The organism is Paraburkholderia sp. BR10882, assembly GCF_040948855.1.
Lineage (GTDB): Bacteria > Pseudomonadota > Gammaproteobacteria > Burkholderiales > Burkholderiaceae > Paraburkholderia > Paraburkholderia nodosa_A.
Map to the genome: position 1 here is coordinate 440,700 of NZ_JBFPKP010000002.1, position 13,579 is coordinate 454,278.

At 58.8% G+C, this 13,579-nt stretch carries 10 protein-coding genes and 2 pseudogenes; 7 read left to right on the forward strand and 5 right to left on the reverse strand.

Features of this window, described 5'->3' with window-relative positions:
• Positions 1-6: 6 nt before the first annotated feature.
• The 3 genes from AB3X99_RS06955 to AB3X99_RS06965 form a co-directional block, all read right to left on the reverse strand.
• The gene (locus tag AB3X99_RS06955; protein WP_069261431.1) at positions 7-1,335 is read right to left on the reverse strand and encodes an MFS transporter; all 1,329 of its coding nucleotides are present in this window, start codon (positions 1,333-1,335) and stop codon (positions 7-9) included.
• 142 nt (positions 1,336-1,477) lie between these two features.
• A complete protein-coding gene (locus AB3X99_RS06960) occupies positions 1,478-2,227 on the reverse strand; it encodes an SDR family NAD(P)-dependent oxidoreductase (RefSeq protein ID WP_368616496.1) in 750 nt (249 codons plus the stop codon).
• A gap of 109 nt (positions 2,228-2,336) precedes the next feature.
• Complete coding sequence (locus AB3X99_RS06965) at positions 2,337-3,239, reverse strand: LysR substrate-binding domain-containing protein (RefSeq protein WP_069261846.1); 903 nt, start codon at positions 3,237-3,239, stop codon at positions 2,337-2,339.
• 397 nt (positions 3,240-3,636) lie between these two features.
• On the opposite strand from AB3X99_RS06965, the gene AB3X99_RS06970 reads away from it, so the two are divergent.
• From AB3X99_RS06970 to AB3X99_RS06995, 6 genes and pseudogenes are all read left to right on the forward strand, one after another.
• The gene (locus tag AB3X99_RS06970; RefSeq protein ID WP_368616497.1) at positions 3,637-5,169 is read left to right on the forward strand and encodes a sugar ABC transporter ATP-binding protein; all 1,533 of its coding nucleotides are present in this window, start codon (positions 3,637-3,639) and stop codon (positions 5,167-5,169) included.
• A gap of 46 nt (positions 5,170-5,215) precedes the next feature.
• Entirely contained in the window at positions 5,216-6,211 is a 996-nt protein-coding gene (locus AB3X99_RS06975) for an ABC transporter permease (RefSeq protein WP_368616498.1), read from the forward strand.
• 30 nt (positions 6,212-6,241) lie between these two features.
• Positions 6,242-7,261 (forward strand): substrate-binding domain-containing protein, encoded by a 1,020-nt coding sequence (locus tag AB3X99_RS06980; RefSeq protein WP_368616499.1) that lies wholly within the window; start codon positions 6,242-6,244, stop codon positions 7,259-7,261.
• Between the two features lie 78 nt (positions 7,262-7,339).
• A complete protein-coding gene (locus tag AB3X99_RS06985; protein WP_368616500.1) occupies positions 7,340-8,236 on the forward strand; it encodes an amidohydrolase in 897 nt (298 codons plus the stop codon).
• 1,006 nt (positions 8,237-9,242) lie between these two features.
• Complete coding sequence (locus tag AB3X99_RS06990; RefSeq protein ID WP_368616501.1) at positions 9,243-11,027, forward strand: diguanylate cyclase; 1,785 nt, start codon at positions 9,243-9,245, stop codon at positions 11,025-11,027.
• A gap of 170 nt (positions 11,028-11,197) precedes the next feature.
• A pseudogene (locus tag AB3X99_RS06995) lies at positions 11,198-11,382 on the forward strand (hypothetical protein).
• A gap of 298 nt (positions 11,383-11,680) precedes the next feature.
• On the opposite strand, the gene AB3X99_RS07000 reads toward AB3X99_RS06995, so the two are convergent.
• Both AB3X99_RS07000 and AB3X99_RS07005 read right to left on the reverse strand, forming a co-directional pair.
• Positions 11,681-12,046 (reverse strand): PleD family two-component system response regulator, encoded by a 366-nt coding sequence (locus AB3X99_RS07000; protein ID WP_368616502.1) that lies wholly within the window; start codon positions 12,044-12,046, stop codon positions 11,681-11,683.
• Positions 12,047-12,482: 436 nt separating this feature from the next.
• Positions 12,483-12,725 (reverse strand): annotated as a pseudogene (locus AB3X99_RS07005) (class I SAM-dependent methyltransferase); the annotation flags it as partial.
• A 358-nt stretch (positions 12,726-13,083) separates the two neighbouring features.
• On the opposite strand from AB3X99_RS07005, the gene AB3X99_RS07010 reads away from it, so the two are divergent.
• Positions 13,084-13,527: a PaaI family thioesterase gene (locus AB3X99_RS07010; RefSeq protein ID WP_069261437.1), complete on the forward strand. Its 444-nt coding sequence runs from the start codon at positions 13,084-13,086 to the stop codon at positions 13,525-13,527.
• Positions 13,528-13,579: the final 52 nt, after the last annotated feature.

The window sequence follows — 13,579 nt, forward strand, 5'->3', positions numbered from 1 at the left end:
GTTCGTTCAGCGATTGACAGTCTTTGCGGGCACGAAGAACACCAGAACCGCGCCCAGAACGACAGCCGTCGAAATGAAGATGAGGCCTGCTGTCGCGTGGCCGGTGAAGTCATTTAGCCATCCGACAATGGCGGGCGAGAAAAAGCCGGCCAGATTCGCGAAACAGTTGACCGCGGCAATTCCGGCCGCAGCGGACATACCGCTGAGAACAGCAGTAGGAAGCGCCCAAAACAATGACGACGACGCGAGGATGCCGGCAGCAGCGATGCTCACGCAGATAATCGAGGGACCCACGCTTCCGAGCATCGGCAGTGTGGCGAAAGCGGCGGCAGAAACCAGCATCGGAATCGCCAGATGCAAACGGCGTTCGCGGCGCTTATCGGCGCTACTTCCGAGTAACGGCAACGCGATGATGGCGCAAATGTACGGAATCGCGGTCAGGACACCAACCCACAGCGGGTCCGCGACACCTGTGCGACGGATGATTGTCGGCAGCCAGAAGGTGAGGCCGTATTGACCGAGAACTACACAGAAGTAGATTCCAGCCATTAGCCAGAGACGACGGTCGCGGACAAACGCACGGATGGACACGTGCTCGGTGGCCGCCGTACGGTCGCTTTCCACGTTGCGCTTGAGAAGTGCCTTTTCGTCATCGGACAGCCATTTCGCACTGGCGATTCCGTTGTCGAGATACAGAAAAATTGCGATGCCAAGGAGCAACGACGGGAGTGCCTCCAGCATGAAAAGCCATTTCCATCCTGCAAGTCCCTGGGCTCCCTGGAAGGAATGCATAATCCAGCCGGAAAGCGGGCCACCGAGGATGCCAGCCATTGGAATCGCCATGAAAAACATCGAGAGCGCTTTTGCGCGCCGGGCGGCCGGGAACCAGTAGGTCATGTACAGAATCACGCCCGGCGCGAACCCCGCTTCCGCGACGCCGAGCAGGAAGCGCAGTACATAAAACGTGGTCGGCGTCTTCACAAACAAAAAGCTTGCGGAAATCACCGCCCAGGTCAGCATGATGCGCGCGAGCCAATTTCGCGCGCCGACTTTGTGCAGAATGAGATTGCTCGGGACTTCGAAGAGGAAGTAGCCCAGAAAGAAAATGCCTGCACCGATGCCATAAATGGTTTCAGAGAAGCGCAGGTCGTTGAGCATCTGCAGCTTTGCAAAGCCCACGTTCACCCGGTCGAGATACGCGCCGAGGTAACAAAGCATCAGAAAGGGAATGAGGCGACGGGCGACTCTTGCGTAAGTTCGCGCCTCAAAGTCTGATGAGTCGCTCGAAGCCGAGAGGTCTGCACCGATTCCCGGTGTGGCCAGTCTGGATTTCATGGGTTGTCTCCTGTCATCTGAGCTCGTCACGGTGACGGGCTCAGCGCCATGTCTCTGTGCCGCTTTGGCGGCAAGACGCCCCGGCTAGGCCAAGTGCGTCGTATGTTTATGCAATGTCGGAAGCGAAAGAGGGCACGTCACTTCAATGAATCAGCATGCCGCCGTTGACGTCGAGAGTGATGCCGGTCAGATAGGTGGAGAGGTCGCTTGCCAGGAACAGGCAGGCATTGGCGATGTCGTTTGCCTCGCCGAGACGCCCCAGTGGGATGCCCTTGATGATGTCTGCGCGCATCTCAGGGGTCAGCTTGTCGCCCGTGATGTCCGTCTGGATAAGGCCGGGCGTAATGGAATTGACGCGGATATGGTCGCCGCCGAATTCACGAGCCATCGCCTTGGCAAGCCCGAGAACGCCAGCTTTCGCTGCGCTGTAGTGCGGGCCGCCGAAAATGCCGCCGCCGCGTTGCGCGGAAACGGAAGACATGCAAACGATGCTGCCACGCTGCTGCTTCTTCATGTGCGGGATGACGGCCTGTGACATATACAGCGTCCCCAGCAGGCTCACGCCGACGACTGCGTCGAAGTTGTTCTTCGAGATTTCGAGTGTCTTGATGGGCTGCGTAATCCCCGCGTTGTTTATCAACGCGTCGATTCGGCCGTATTTAGCGGCGACACCATCTGCTGCGGCGACGCAGGCTTCCTTGTCGGTGACGTCGCACGCCAGACCGAGATGACCTTCCCCGAGGTCACGCGCAGCGCTTTCCGCGTCCGCCAGGTTCAGGTCCAGAATTGCAATGCGCGCGCCGTGTGCTGCCATCGCCTTTGCCGTCGCTTTACCGATGCCGCGTGCCGATGCCGCGCCCGTGACGATAACGACTTGATTCCCGAGCAACATGTGGGTGTCTCCATTGATGAACTAGGTGTAGGCGAAGTTTGTCCGCCGGCGAACCTTGCATCAACGCAGTTCCCCTCAACCGTAGCTGAGAAATTTTCAGCCCCCAGGGTTATCCCTGCGAGCCCACCTTGCAGCGTTCAATTTCCTCTTCAATCCAGGTCAAAAATTTTGCAACTCGGGGCAATTCGGCGTTCTGGCTAGGGTAAACGAGATGATGTGCGCCAACCTCGACCGAATGGCTATTGTCGAAGACCTGCACAAGTGCGCCGTCCTTTATCTTTTGCGAAGCCATCATCACGCTTTCCAGAGCAATTCCGAGCCCTAGCGAAGCTGTCTCGATGGACATGTAGGAACGGTCGAACGAGAAGTCGAACGTCTTGTTCGCACCAGCAACCCCGGCCCGCCCAAACCATTGCCGCCACTGAACGAGAGGCGTCTCCGAATAGACCAGCCGCTGGGCCAGCAGGTCATCTGGAGTCTTCACCGGATGCCGCTCAAGATAGGCCGGCGACGCCAGCGGTGCAATGAATTCGCCCCGGACCGTGCGCACTTCAAGGTTGCTCCATTCTCCATAGCCATGACGAATGTCGATGTCGTAATACCCGTTCGAAAACGATACGTTCTCGTATGAGCAGGCGACGTTCAACTGAACGTCGCCATTTGCTTCCTGAAACGAGGATAGCCGCGGCAATAGCCACATCAGGCCGAAACTCGGGCTCGAATGCACGCGCAGGATGTCGACTTCCTTCTGGCTCGAGGCACGCTCAGTTGCCCGGCTGAGGTCCGCCAGCGACCCCGTCACATCGGCAAGATATCGCTCCCCGGTCGGTGTCAGGACGAGACCACGACCTGTCCGTTGAAACAGGGATTGGCCAATCATTGATTCGAGGTTGCTTAACTGATGGCTGACGGCCGACGCCGTAAGGTCAAGCTCTTCCGCTGCCCGGTTGACGCTCTTCGTGCGTGCAATGCTCTCGAAAGCAATGATGGCCTTCAACGGAGGAATTCGCATGGTCAAATTTTTTTCAGTCGCGATTGAACAAAACTGCATTGCCTTCGGACGGTGGTCGCTGCCATCCTCGACATCAACGATACGGACAGGAAAACAGTTGAAATGTTACCCCGTGTCAGGTCACCCAAGTGGCCTAAAACATTGCCTCATATAAATATGGCGCGGTGCAGCAACCGCACAGGAGACGTAGATGAATACCCTGAATTCCCCTCCCAGCAAGCGACGCGTCCGTCGCTACTTGGTCGCCCCCAGCTAAGGAGCGCGACCGGCACTGAGTTCGGCTCGCTGCATTTGTAGCCACTCAGTTAAGCCTCCGAAATTTGTCACTCACTGCAGGCGGCTCTCGCAACCTGCGGTTGGAGCCGTTCGTTCGCTGTTTTCGCGACGGAGATGCGCAATGTCTGAACAACCTACGTTGTTGCTAGCGAAGTCAATCGTCAAAAGCTTCGGGGCTACCAGCGTCCTCAAGAGCTTCGACCTGTCTGTCCGTCCAGGAGAGGTGCACGCGTTCCTTGGTGGGAACGGAGCCGGGAAGTCGACGTTCATCAAGATTATCTCTGGCCAGCATCAACGGGACGGGGGCACGCTTCAATTCGCCGGACGCGACCTCGGTGGCTCCTCAGCATCGCCCGCTGACACAGGGGAGATTGCGGTTGTGAACCAGGAGCTGGCACTGCTGCCGCATCTGTCGGTCGCGGAAAATATCGCCATGCCCCGGATGCAACGCGCGCTCGGGACCTATAGCGAGCGAGCATCACGTGCTCTCGCGATTGATGCTCTATCGTTGATTGACCCGCAGTTCGCACGGGAATCGGTTAGCCGTCTGGTGGGTGAGCTATCGCTTCACGAGCGACAGCTCGTCGAAATCGCTCGAGCACTCCGGTCTGGCGCGAGGCTGCTGCTGCTTGACGAGCCGACAGCGAACCTCACTGCTGCCGAAACTGGTCGTCTTTTTGCGGTCATTCGAAGGCTGGTAGCGGAGACAAGTCTCGCCGTCCTGTTCGTATCTCATCGCATGCGCGAGATACGTCAGATTGCTGACGTTTGCACTATCATTCGCGACGGAAAAACAGCTGTCGACCGTGCGCCTCTCAATGCCATCACGGACCGCGAAATCGTCGACTATATGGGGCAATCCGTCGAGCCTGACCAACAAACCGAGGTCAGCCTGGAAGCTGCATCGGATTTGCGGGAAGGTCACGACACAAGTCACGACAACGGTGGCACCGCGGAAAGGCCCATCATTGTCCGCCTCGACGATATCGAACTCGAAATACGTCCGGGGGCCATTGTGGGACTCGCGGGCGCTCCGACCGGTCCTCTGGCTCTCATTGAGGCCCTAACGGGACTCGGGCCAAAATCTCGATGGGATATCGAGCGCGCTGGCGAACCGGTCAAGCATCGCGGGCCGTCAGGCGCGGCTCGCGCCGGGGTCGGCTATATATCTGGCGACCGCGCAAATAAGGGCATTCTCGCAACGCTTCCAATCATCGACAACCTGATGGCAGCGCGGCGCATCGTCGAGCGAAAAAAGATAGCTCGTGACGAAGAGCTTCGGCAGGGGCAAGCCCTCCTCGACGCGCTCAAGATACGTGCTGGTTCCCTATGGCACCTCCCTTCAACTTTGAGCGGTGGCACGCAGCAAAAAATCCTCGTTGCGCGCTGGCTGAATCTGAAACCGAAACTGCTGGTGCTCGAGGAACCCACGCGCGGAGTCGACATTCGGACAAAGCGGGAAATCTACGCACTCGTTCGCAAGCTCGCCAGACAGGGTACGGCAGTCGTCTGGTGGTCGACTGAGTACCTGGAACTGGTCGAACTTTGTGACACGGTGCTCGCATTTGACCTTTCCGGGCGGCCGACCGGCATTCTTCGTCACACAGACGTTAGTGAAGAGAGCCTTGCTAGCGCTACAGGAATGGCCGCCTGAAACATTGAACGTTTCGGACATCGAAGATTAAGTCAGGAGACAAAGCATGAAAGCAGTGACGCATTCAATACGGAGCGGCTCGAAGGATTCTGGCGGTGGTATCCGGCGCATGATGTCGGCATATCGGACCGAAATTGCTATCGCAATTGCCATTGTGGTCATCGAACTTGCTGTCGGCATGGTCGTTCCGGCCGCGCTGTCGATGGGAAATTTAGCGAATGTTACCCAGGCTGCGGCACCGCTCGTCATCATGGCGTTCGGTGTACTCCTCGTGATTATCACGGGTGGTATCGACCTGTCAGTCGGCTCAGTCTTTTCCCTGACAGGCATGGTCACCGGTCTCGCGATGTCACATGGCTATGGCGCAATCGTCAGCAGCATCGCAGGCCTGGCTGTCGGTTTCATCATCGGTTCGATTAATGGCGCACTCGTGACCTTCGTAGGTCTCGCGCCATTCGTCGTCACGCTTAGTACGTATGCCATTGCCGGAAGTCTGTCGTTCATCGTCACCGACGGCCACTCGCTTCCTATCAACGACCCGAACTATTGGCTGCTCAACTCCGGAACATTGATTCCAGGAGTCATCAACTACGTGCTCTGGTGCGTGCTGCTGCTGATTCTTATCGAGTTTTGCCTGCGAAAGGTTGTGGCCGGAAGATGGCTTTATGCAGTCGGCAGCAGCAGCTCATCCGCTCGTGTCATCGGTATTCCGGTTAACCGCGTTCGTTTGTCCGCGTATGTAATTTCGGGATTGCTCGCGTCATTTGCGGGCATCGTGAGCATCTCGTACATCAGTAATGCAGAGGCAACGGCGGGGTCCGCCCTGATGCTTCAGGCAATCGCGGCGGTGGTCATCGGGGGCGCAAGCCTCTTCGGCGGCACCGGGTCGGCCATCGGTGCGCTGCTCGGCGCGCTGATGATAACGATTATCCAGAACGGCGCGAATCTCATTGGCGTGAACAGTTTCTGGCAAGGCACCGTGACAGGTGTCGTGATTCTCATCGCGGTGCTTGTCGACCGCGTCACCAAAGCACGGCGATAAGCCGGCGGCACAACACTCAGCAAGGAGACAATGATGAACGTCTTTCGACTCGCCAAATTTCACCACCTTGGGAAGCCGTTGACCACGATGGCTGTCTGTAGCGCGCTGGCTTGCGTCGCGATGGCATCACAGTCGGCGCTCCCGCAGGCCAAACAGACGGTTGCGTACATCGCACCGTCCTTGGACATTTCGTACTGGCAATGGGTCGCGTACGGAGTGAAAGAGCGCGCGAAAGAACTGGGCATGAACTACGTGGAATTCACCTCCGAGAATTCTCCTGCCAAGCAGATGGACAACGTAAAGACGGCGCTGACGCGAGGCGTCTCCGCTATTGTCATGGGGCCCGTCAGTTCGACGAGCACGCCTCCGGTATTGAGGCTGCTAAAGGAAAAGTCTGTCCCCATCGCGTTTGCTGGCATCGGTCCACAGGCTGGACAGACCGACTATACGTCGGCGGTCACCGCCAATAATTATGAAACCGGCAAGGCACAGGGCTCGTATGTCTGCAAGCTGGCGAAGGAGCGCGGCGGTAACAAAATTGCGATGCTGTCGCTTCCGCAAGACCGCGAGAACGCGCAAAAATATATGAAGGGCGCAAAGGAATCGTTTGCTGCGGACGGTTGCGACCTGGTTCAGGTCCTTGAGACCCACGGTCTGACCGTCAACGAGGCTGTTTCGCAGGCGAACGACATTCTGACCGCCCACCCCGACGTTAAGGCCATCTACGGGATGTACGATGAAGCGGCGACGGGCGCAGCCAAAGCGCTTCAAACGCGGGGACTCACAGGTAAGGTTGCCGTTGTGACGGCGGATGGAAGCCCGACCACCATCAAGCTGTTGCGTGATGGTGCCGTCCAGGGAATTTTCCTGCAGGAAGCCGTTGGCCAGGGTATCGACGCCACCACTCAGGTGAACAACGCTTTGAACAAGAAGCCAACGACTCAGGAGCTGGCGCTTAAAGAGCCGCTCGTTACCAAGGAAACGATTGACCAGCCCGCCACCCAGGCTACTGTGAAGCGCGTGTATCCGCCGTCGGCCGGCAGCTACTAAGCGCATTTGCTCGTGCGACGGCCGCCTGTGGACGAACGGGCGGCCACGTGCCTTGATTCAAACGTATTCGGAGACATTGTGGACAACCTTCCCATCATTGACCCGCATCATCATCTTTATGACCTGAAGAACGGCGACTATCCGTGGCTTCAGGGGCCCATGCTTGAGCGCGTTTTCGGTGATTACTCGGCGATTCGTGAGGACTATCTGATTGGAAACTTTCTGGCCGACATCAAGAACCAGAATGTCGTCAAGACGGTCCACCTGCAGGTCGAATATGACCATAATGACCCGGTGGCGGAAACGCGGTGGCTCCAGGGCGTGGCAGACAAGCACGGTTATCCGCACGGAATCGTCGCCTTTGCAGACTTGTCGTCACCGAAGGTCCAGGAGGTCATGGAGGCACATCTCGAATATCCGAACGTGCGCGGAATCCGACAGTGTCTTAACTTCCATCGTGACCCAGTCAAGACGTTCATTGACAGTCCGCACCTCATGAGCGACCCGCAATGGCGAGCGGGCTACTCCCTCTTGCGACGCTACAACCTGTCCTTCGATTTGCAACTGTACTGCACGCAGATGGAAGAAGCGACAGCGCTGGCCCAGGCTTATCCCGATACTCCTGTCATTCTCAACCATACTGGCATGCCGGTGGACCGTATGCCCGCCGAAGTCGAAGGCTGGAGAAAAGGGATGAGGATGCTGGCATCCGCGCCAAACGTTTCGTGCAAGATTTCGGGGCTCGGGATGGCGGACTGGAAGTGGACAGTCGACAGCATTCGGCCGTTTGTTCTCGATGCAATCGATGCATTCGGCGTCGAGCGATGCATGTTCTCGAGTAACTTTCCTGTCGACAAGTTGTTCAGCAGTTACGATGCGGTCTTTGATGCCTTCAAGGCAATTACGAAGGACTTCTCTGAATCCGAGCGTCGTGCACTGTTCCACGACAATGCAGAGCGCGTCTATCGACTCTGATGGGCTACCGAGCATCTTTGGGGCGCGGTTTGCTGGCTCGCTGTCCTGGCACAGCCATCCGAGTCATCATGACCGGGTTTATGGTCGGCACCGCAGCAATAGTTTCGTGCCATGCTTCGCGCCCCAGTATATGCAAGACCAAAATAGGTGCGTGACGCGAAGAGCGCATGCAGTTCACGCGGTCGACGAGCTTGTGGGCACCTAGACTCGTGGCAGCAGACTTTAACCGCAAGCTGTGCAACTGCAGGCGTGAGCCCGGCCGTTTTGTCCAAATAGTGTAAGTTTGTGTAATTGACGGCGGCAAGCCATTTAAATGAAGCTCGTGTCCTGAGCAAGGTGAGAAACGCTCTCCGACCGAGCGTTCATCGTGTCGAAGACGCGCACCCCGGGCGGGATATGCTTGCGCGGGCACCAAACCGAGGAACACAAACGGCCCAGCGAACCAGCGCAGCGGCGAAGACTGCGTTCATACGGGGGGAACCAGGACGCAAATGTTTCTCAACGTCGTCGAGTGCAAGTTTTAGAATTAAATCCCTAATAGTTGTTCACGCAACTACATCGGTTGCACGCGCGACGTAATAAACTCTGACTATTGTTCAAGACACTTTCGCAATCAGTTTTGGAAGAGTTCGGATTGAGCAGAACGGACTTCCGTGGCCTTCTCCTCGCGGTCCGCTTGCGGGGGTGCCTGCATTGGCGGCACAAACAGGTATTTTCCGCAGACGGTCCACAGAACTAGAGCCGTCCAGCATGGTGCCCCGTAAAGTTTCGCCGTTCCTGGCCGATAAATGGATTCGTGAGGCAGCAAGGCGTCTTGCTTAACGTGCCTTCCGAACATGCACATGGGCGCCGCGCATCCATCCGGGATGCAAGCGAAGACCAAGAATACAGAGAGATAAAGATGGGGAATTCGGCTGCTCGCCGCTCGCCCGATTTGCGAGCAGATTCGCGGTCGTCAAGTCTTGCCAGCCACCCTGCGGACGTCTGGCACCTATTGCTAGCGTTCATGGTAACAACGCTCACCTGTCTCGCCAGCGGAGCGCTCAAAACCATGGCGGGAGAAATCGCGCCAATATGGCTAACCAACGCGGTGCTGCTGTCACAACTGATGGTTGCACCGCCTCGGCGACGGTATTCGGTTTTCGCCGGTGGTGTGCTTGGCAATCTGGCTGCCAATCTTTTCGTGGGCGAGAGTTTCGGCGTATCTGCGTCCTATTCGTCTGCCGACATCGTTGAGGTACTTATCGCCCTTGCCTTTGCACCACGCATCTCGACCGTTTCCGAGATGGTTCGGGCGAGGCCGCTGACGAGATTTGTGGCGGGCGGCGTACTGCTTGCGCCTGCGGTGTCGGGCGTCCTTGCGATGACGCTACTGCATGGACGACTAAGTGGGCGGCTGCTGCCTGACCTCGCCAACTGGTTTATTTCGGATGCCCTGAGTCTCGCCATCTTCACGCCTGCCGCGCTTGTTTTCTGGACTGGTGACGTGGCTCATTTGCTGCGCGCCGACCAGCGCCGCAAGACTGCGTTCCTGTTACTGGTGGTTTGCATTGCCACGGTAGGCGTGTTCGGCCAAAGCCGTTTTCCGCTCCTGTATTGGGCGCTCCCGCCCATTGTCCTGCTCGCATTTCAGGCAGACCTCGCAGGTGTCATGGTTGGCCTGCTTCTGTGCCTCGCAATCGCCGTCTCTTTCACCCTGCGCGGAACGGGCCCACTATGGGTCTTCCCCTATGAAACGATGCAAGGTCGTATCTTCGGCCTGCAGCTTTTCCTCGTCGCCGCATTGGGCATCGCTTTGCCCATCACCGCCACCCAGGCCCAGCGCAACCGGCTCTTCATGATGCTGCGTGACGGCGAACGTCGATATCGGGTGCTCGCCGAAAACGCGACTGATATCGTCATGAGTCTCGGGTTGGACGGCAGGCTGACCTACGTGTCCCCGCGTATCACCTCATTGTTGGGGCACTCGCCCGAGCACCTCACCGGCACACACCTGACCGACCTGGCGTTAGCCGATGACCGCGATGCGCTCGCAGCGGCCATAGCGAAAGTAGCCTCGGGTGAGGTCGAAGCTTCTGAAACCAGTCGCCTCCGACACATGAACGGTAGCGTTCTATGGATGGAGGCCCACCTGCGCTGCGTAATCGAACCGTTCTCGGGAAAGCCCGATTCTCTGACCGCTACGGTCAGAGACATCACTGAACGAACGCTATTGGAGAAACGTGCCGCTGAAGAAAGAGCCGAGTTACGCGGCCTCGCCTTCCGGGATGGACTGACTGGACTGTTCAATCGGCGCCATTTCGACCGCGAGCTGGCGCATCACTGGCAACAGGAGTCGCGTGCCGACAAGCGGGGATATCTGGCCGTCATCATGACGGACGTTGACGCGTACAAGAGCTATAACGACTTCTACGGCCATCAACGCGGCGATGAATGCCTGCGCATCGTTGCCGGAACAATTGCATCGTCGGCCGCGCGCTTTACTGACACCGTAGCGCGATATGGCGGCGAAGAATTTGCGTTGATATTGCGCGACACCGACCGGGATGGCGCACTAGTCGTAGCCGAGCGAATCCGACAGGCGGTAGAAAGCCTCCGTCTTCCGCACCGGGGGAGCAATTCCGGGATTGTTACCATCAGCCTCGGTGTCGCCGTCCTCCACACGAGCGATGGTCACGACCCGACGCTCCTGGTGGCTGCAGCGGACCGGGCTCTCTATGCCGCCAAACGACAAGGTCGCAATTGCACATGCGTGGCAGATAGAGTTGACGAGGCGTCGGTAGACATCTAGCTTGCTCGAATACGCAGACAATCGTTTGCACGCGTGTTTGAAGTCCTGCGAACGCGCGACGACGTGGATTGGAGGCGGATGGTATGCCGAGCTGCGCAGCGTGACAGCCGGTGCTGAAGGTTCTCATACAATCGGCGTTGGGTTACCACGTCGGGCGAGGCCGTTTGCACATGGAGCAGGAAGAGTACAAAGGTTACGTGCTATGGGGGCACGCCATCGCGCAACAGAACTCCTTGCCCCGGTGCGTTATGCCGCAAGCGGCCCGATTACTCGGGAGCACAGACCGGTCGAGGCTTCCGTCATACTTGGCATCTTCGGCACGCCAGACGACGCGCAGGTGGCGGGACTGGCTTAGGCTCGCGCGTGGGTGGACTCGCACGGGTAGCGTGTGCCCGTGCAGACAAGCGCTTGCGGCGCTCAAGAGAACGTTTCGCGGCGTATAGCGGCGACGCTCGCGCCTAGGCGCAACAGGCTCGTGGACTGCTGCGCCGGGTCAGGCGCCAGCTTGATGACGGTACCCTTGCGCAGCACGACCCCGTCGGGCTCTGCACGAGGGGCGGTCGTCACGCGCATGACTTCGCCCTGCGCGCTGAGCTGCACGAGCCCGGCACCGCGCGTAACCGGGACCTTAGCCCATCGCGGGCGCGTCGGCGTCAGGTCGCGGTGCCGTGCGCGTCCAGTAGCCGGCCGATGACATGAAGCAGGCGCCCTATCGGCGTGTGCTTCATCTGGAGGACGTCCCATAGGTTGCCTGTCGGACAGGGCGGTAGCGCAGCCGACAGCATCACAACGGGAATGGTTGCCGTCGCAGGGTCGGCCTTCAGCCACCGGCAGAAGGCAACGCCATCGACCGCCGGCATCATCCAGTCGGTGACGATGACGTCCGGGCGTCCGGCTGCCGTGACAGGCATGGCCGCGAGGCCGTTCAGCGCCGTGAGCACACGATAGCCCTCCTCGAGGAGTATCCGAAGCGGACGAAGGATGTTCGGGTCGTCATCAACCAGGAGAATCGAGGCCATTGCACAATGGAAGCAGAGGATACTGAAACTCTTGAATTGTCTGCGCAAACGGTCTGCCGCCCGCCGCGGCGCACAAGCGCGACAGCGGAGCGACAGGGTTCCCGTGCCGGGCATGCCGGCGAGCTGGCGTCTGGCCGCTCTACGAGCAAGTCTTCCGAATCTTCGTCAACGCTATCCGGGCCGCTGTCAGCAGTCCGCGATGGAGCGCGGGCAGCCACTATGCGCGTCAATGGGAGGGCATGACACTCGCCCACTCGACGGTCTCGCAGTTGCATGCCGCTAGTATGCTCAGTGTCGGTAAGGCGCCCCGTCCTCGATGGACGATGATGGGCTGTCGCTCGGACCTCCCGCAAACAATCTTGCACCTAAGCCTTGAGTGCGGAAGCCAAGACACAGCACATAGGAATTCGAAGTTCCCCGGCATCGCGCCGATACGTCTGTCGACCATCGCGACCGAGAAATCCACGCCGGCGACGTCCGCACCACGGCGCCTGGCTGCGGCAGCGAGGTAGCCAGGCCCGCATGCGACGTCGAGAAAGCGCGTGCCACGCCCCACGCCAAGCGTCTCGAGCATCGCGCGGTTCGACTGGGCAGTCAAATCGCCGAAATACGTGTGATAGGCCTGCGCGACACGTTCCCAACCTTCGTGCTCGAATGCGCCGAAGTCGGCTGGTCCCATTTTTGTCTCCACTCTTTCAACACCTTAGCGCGTTGGGGCGCAGGGCTTCATGTTCCTCGCAAGGAGGATGGCAGCGCTTGAGCTGACGGGCTGACGGCCTGACGACCAGCGAAAATCACGCCGTGTTTGCAGAGAATTGACGACCAAGATGGGAAAATGGCGCCAAATGGGCTAGTTCCGTATACATTTTGCAATCAAATGCTTGCTGACAGGGGAGTCGTTCGTATACGTAATTGAGCCCTTTTCGTATACGCAACTAATGTAAGTTGGCAGCTCGATTCGATTCACCTTGACTCGACGCTAAGGCTTCCTAGAGTGGTTAGGAAACCACTCGGGGATAGACCCAGGGAATGCGACGATGACAGATCTTGTGGACCGCGCACGCGGCGCTTTGCATGCCCAACCGTTCAGCGTGCTGCTCGGAACGGAACTGACACACGTGGGAGCGGACGAGCTGACCCTGCGCCTGCCGGTACGCGACGACCTCAAGCAGCAGCACGGCTACGTGCATGGCGGCGTGATCAGCTATCTCGCCGACAACGCGCTGACCTTTGCCGGCGCGCTGGCCCTTGGGCCGCGGGTGGTGACGGGGGAATACAAGATCAACTATCTGCGCCCGGCGCTCAAGGGCACGCTGATGGCGCGCGCCCGGGTAGTGCACGCGGGGCGCCACCAGGCCACCTGCCAGTGCAGCGTGTACGTGATGGAAAACGGCGACGAAAAGCTCGTGGCGCTGGCGCAGGGGACGGTGAACCGGCTCGCGGAAGGCAGCGGGCCGGAAGACAAAAGTCCGACGAACTGAAAAGTCTGCGCCGCAAAACAAAGCGCGCGAGGTGAAGCGGGTTTGTCCCGCC

Bases quoted from the DNA above. Each gene is read 5' to 3' on its own strand.
- AB3X99_RS06955 (WP_069261431.1), bottom strand. From the start codon at position 1,335: ATGAAATCCAGACTGGCCACACCGGGAATCGGTGCAGACCTCTCGGCT.
- AB3X99_RS06960 (WP_368616496.1), bottom strand. From the start codon at position 2,227: ATGTTGCTCGGGAATCAAGTCGTTATCGTCACGGGCGCGGCATCGGCA.
- AB3X99_RS06965 (WP_069261846.1), bottom strand. From the start codon at position 3,239: ATGCGAATTCCTCCGTTGAAGGCCATCATTGCTTTCGAGAGCATTGCA.
- AB3X99_RS06970 (WP_368616497.1), top strand. From the start codon at position 3,637: ATGTCTGAACAACCTACGTTGTTGCTAGCGAAGTCAATCGTCAAAAGC.
- AB3X99_RS06975 (WP_368616498.1), top strand. From the start codon at position 5,216: ATGAAAGCAGTGACGCATTCAATACGGAGCGGCTCGAAGGATTCTGGC.
- AB3X99_RS06980 (WP_368616499.1), top strand. From the start codon at position 6,242: ATGATGAACGTCTTTCGACTCGCCAAATTTCACCACCTTGGGAAGCCG.
- AB3X99_RS06990 (WP_368616501.1), top strand. From the start codon at position 9,243: ATGGTAACAACGCTCACCTGTCTCGCCAGCGGAGCGCTCAAAACCATG.
- AB3X99_RS07000 (WP_368616502.1), bottom strand. From the start codon at position 12,046: ATGGCCTCGATTCTCCTGGTTGATGACGACCCGAACATCCTTCGTCCG.
- AB3X99_RS07010 (WP_069261437.1), top strand. From the start codon at position 13,084: ATGACAGATCTTGTGGACCGCGCACGCGGCGCTTTGCATGCCCAACCG.